Raw genomic sequence first — 3,946 nt, forward strand, 5'->3', positions numbered from 1 at the left:
ATTGATCCAATGGGCAATATCCGTATCGAAGGGGTCAGCATCACCATGACCGACCATATCACCGGCAAGAAATCCGCCGGCGCGCTGTTTGACTACTCCGCCCGCTATACCCTGCTCAGTGAGCAAAGCGATAAGCCGCTGGTGAATGTCCCCTACACCATTACCACCGGCGATGGTCAGGTCATCCCGGGTAAAACTGACGCGCTGGGCAGAACGGTGACTGTGCAGAGTGCGGCGGAAGAAAATCTGCAACTGCATTCACCGGAAGCAACACCCAAGCCGAAGCAAACCTTATACCGGGCCAGCTATGACACGCCGGTAGAGTATGTGATGGAATTTATAGAGGAATAAGTATGGCAATATCCAACAACGGCAAGATGTGCCCGGCTGTCACATCAATCACCTGCACAATGGAAATAGGCGTCTTTCCCGCCGATGAAGATCCCTGTTATCTGGCGGAAAAAGCCGAATACGCCCTGCGTCTGCCGGCAATGATTATCACCAAACTGGGGGCTATTCGCTTTCTTAATCAAGTCATTATGAGTGGGTTGATTAAGGTTGAGGAGCTTAAGCATGACTTCCTGTGGCCCTATAAAGCGGAAGTGGTGTTTGCTATCCGCGGGAAGAAGGATGTTCCTCTGCCTATGCTGGCGACCAGTCAAGTCTCTAAGCAGCGTTATGGTGATAATTTACCGCAATCCAGTAATCCGTTTGCCCGGCCTTCTGCCGAAGACGCAGAGAAATTTGGGGTTATTGGTATCCGTCGGCCCGATATTATTCTGGTTAAAGATGAAGCGCTCCGCTGGCCGGGCAGAAATGCTACCTATTTTGATGGCTCCGTACACCCCGATAATCTGAAAATGTTGATTGAGGTGAAATTTCCAGGGGATGAACTCACTAAAGGGCAACAAACTGATTATATCCAGATTGCAACAGAAAAACGCTTTGGGGTAATGCGCGTCGACGATAACCGCACAGAAGAGCAAAAACAGTATGATGAAGCATGGCGAAAACTTTATCAGCCCAATTCCCAACACTATAAAAATCCGATACCACTGGCCCCACTGCCGCCCGGTTCGCCTCCTGATGATGAAGCTTTACCCACCCCTCCTGCAGAGGGTGTGCCGGGGACCATTCCACAGCCGCTGACAAAAAATCCACCGCTTCTCAGCACTTCCCGCTGGTCGTTTTTACCCAGCTATGAAGACTGGGTTGTCCTCGGGCAAGAGGTGGCGGGTCTGGCCGAAAACGGGTTGAATTATGTCCGCGACAGTACCCGGGAGCTCCTTGCTCAGTTTGGAGCATGGTTCAATCAAGCCGGCAAGTGGGTGTGTAAAGAGATTATTGACCCGATAAGCCATCAGGTCAGCTACGCTTTTTCCTGGGTTAATGAACAAACGGGAAAAATCGTGACCTGGACGGAGAGTGAGATAAAAGCCCGGTGGCAGACGGTGCAACAGGGTTCAGATATCACTCTGGAAGAGCTAAAAAATATTAGCTGGATGCAAATATTAAAAGAAGTAGGGGAAGGCATGCTGGAAGTGGTGGTGATTGTTGCCGGCGTTGCCGTTGTTATCCTGGTCACCCTTGCTGTCGCTGCCGCGCTGATTGCACTGGTGGAAATTTTAGCCGCTGCGGCTGCGGTAAGCGCCGCTGCGTTAGCCGCAGTCCTGGCAATATTGGCGAGTGTGACATTCGCCACCGCCTCATAATTCATGGAGAAAATGATGAAAACTGTAGATTACTTTTCCCAGTTGAAATCACAACTGGCCGCGTTTACCTTCCTCAATGGCGATGGACTGACTGTTTCTCGTCTTGGGATTTCTATCACCTTGTTTTTTAAACAAGGCTATACCCAGGAGAAAAAACAACGCATTCTGGCCTGCTACCGGCGCTTTCGCGAAGAATTTGGCACTTACCTGCGTTTTCATCGTCATGAGCTGAAAGGGTTAAAAAAATATTCCCCAGAAAATATTGCTAAAGTTGAGGAGGGTATTCTTAATCAGAAAAAAAACCAACTTTCTAGCTGGGATGTTAGTGACGCCAAAAATATCTATGAAGCTCCCCGCTATCTGATGCATTACCTGGATTCCCGAGAAATTGATGGTGACGATGATAGCTCCTACCTTAGTCTGGTGCTGCCCTGGGATTATCTAAAAGAACAAGACGGCATGGCTCATTTTATGTCCTGGCTGGATTTTTTATGTGAACAACTCGAACCTGACAGTGGGGACTGTGGCTACTGTCTGGTCTTACCCAACGACTTCTATGACTACTTTCCTTTAGAGTATCAACTGGCGCAACGTTACCCTTCCCTGCAAGTGAACTCCGCAGTGCACACAGCTAAATTACAGTATGAACATTCCATCCGTGGCATTAATTGGATCACCCTGCTGTCCAAACGATTTGTAAACCGACTGGGTGGAGAATATTGGATACGCCGCACGCTGCGCCCCTACCGGGATGTGGAGATTACCCCTTATTCCAATGGTCTGATGATCCGGGCCGGTCAATACCCGGACTTAACACCACTGCCGGGCAGTGTCCCGGAGAGTTATTTTGCTATTAACCAACTGATACGCCCAATACGAGTCATTCCCCGCGAAGGCCATTCCCTGCACTTTTATGGCGAAGGTCATTTTGATGATATTTCCACACTGGCCTGGTATGCCCGTTATGACCGGGGACCGCTGCATGTAACCCCTTTGAGAGGTGACCATCCGGCACTGGTCAGCGGGATCTGGCAAACCGACAGCCTGCCTGACAAACAGTATTTCTTTGCTCAGGGGGCGATGGCTTTTGATGTTGAAGGTGCAGAACCGGGCACAACTGTATGGCATTTAATACGAGAAACGGAAAATACAACGGAGTAAATAATGCGCAGTGTAGTGGAAAGTAAAAAAGTTATCCTTAAAGGTGATACCACAACAACCGGAGGTGAGGTTTTAAAGGGTTCCTATTTGGTAAACCAACACCTATCGGTTGCCTGTAAAGGTGATCCGGTGTTTTGTCCCGCCTGTAAACAAACCGGCGCGATTGCGGAAGGTTCTAACTTGTTCAATATACAAGGAATACCTGTCGCGCTGGAGGGACACCTTGTTAATTGTGGTTGCCCGACCGGCGCTTGTCGATTAAAGGTACGGTCATAACTATCAAATGCTAAAGCCTTTAATTGAAATACCCATAAAACCGGAGCAGGTTTTAAACTGTGATTAAAAGTTATTTTTTTAACCTATGATTTTAATCGGTATCTGGTTTTAATCTTTTTTTATCTTTTGGATATTTAGGTTAATGGTTAGTGAATTTCGACTAAATGTACTTAATCTCTCCCTGTTTGTCTTTTTAAATATATCATGGCTGGTTAGGTAAATGTAAAATAAGTGGAGGATAGTATTACCGATAAATGGATTAAACATAGCAGAGAATAGGTTGTTTTTAGTCACTTTATGTTTTTTAAAAAGTTGGCATCAATGGTCTACCTATTTTTTAACCCTTAGTTGATTAATCACAGGTAAAAGGGAAATGTAAGTTAAAAAAGTAATGTTAAAAATATGATAAGCTTGTACTGTGGTTTTCATTCTGATGGGGTGCTTATTTTTAATTGGAAACCTGTTATAAAGAACGGTTTTTATTGCTTAATTGTGGTAAATATAAAGGTTTTTACATTTTCTGAACCGTATTTAACGCCCTTGTTTTCATTAAACTGATATTTAGGTTTTCTCGTTTCTCCTTTTTCTATATCTGATTTTTTAGGTTTAAAACTAATGAGGATAGCAGAGAGTTAACGGTATTAAAGTTAATGCTCATTTCTTTAATCATTTTTAATGCTGTTAAATACTCTTGCTTTTTCGGGGATGCTTCTCGGTTTTCTACAATTATAGTCTCTGATTTTTCGTAAACTTGTTGCAGTCAGGAAAAATCTTTTATTTAAGAGAATTGGTTTAAT

Annotated in this window: 3 protein-coding genes and 1 pseudogene; all 4 read left to right on the forward strand. The window is 45.2% G+C overall.

The window, feature by feature from the left end:
• Positions 1-351: pseudogene (locus tag LGZ98_RS23050) on the forward strand (type VI secretion system tip protein VgrG); the annotation flags it as partial.
• 2 nt (positions 352-353) lie between these two features.
• Entirely contained in the window at positions 354-1,712 is a 1,359-nt protein-coding gene (locus LGZ98_RS23055; RefSeq protein WP_191214996.1) for a VRR-NUC domain-containing protein, read from the forward strand.
• Between the two features lie 15 nt (positions 1,713-1,727).
• Complete coding sequence (locus LGZ98_RS23060; protein WP_262978664.1) at positions 1,728-2,873, forward strand: DUF3396 domain-containing protein; 1,146 nt, start codon at positions 1,728-1,730, stop codon at positions 2,871-2,873.
• Between the two features lie 3 nt (positions 2,874-2,876).
• Positions 2,877-3,149, forward strand: coding sequence for a PAAR domain-containing protein (locus LGZ98_RS23065; RefSeq protein ID WP_113044029.1), 273 nt, complete (start codon positions 2,877-2,879; stop codon positions 3,147-3,149).
• Positions 3,150-3,946 lie beyond the last annotated feature (797 nt).

This window comes from Photorhabdus kayaii, from assembly GCF_025384895.1.
In the GTDB taxonomy this organism is placed as follows: Bacteria; Pseudomonadota; Gammaproteobacteria; order Enterobacterales; family Enterobacteriaceae; genus Photorhabdus; species Photorhabdus kayaii.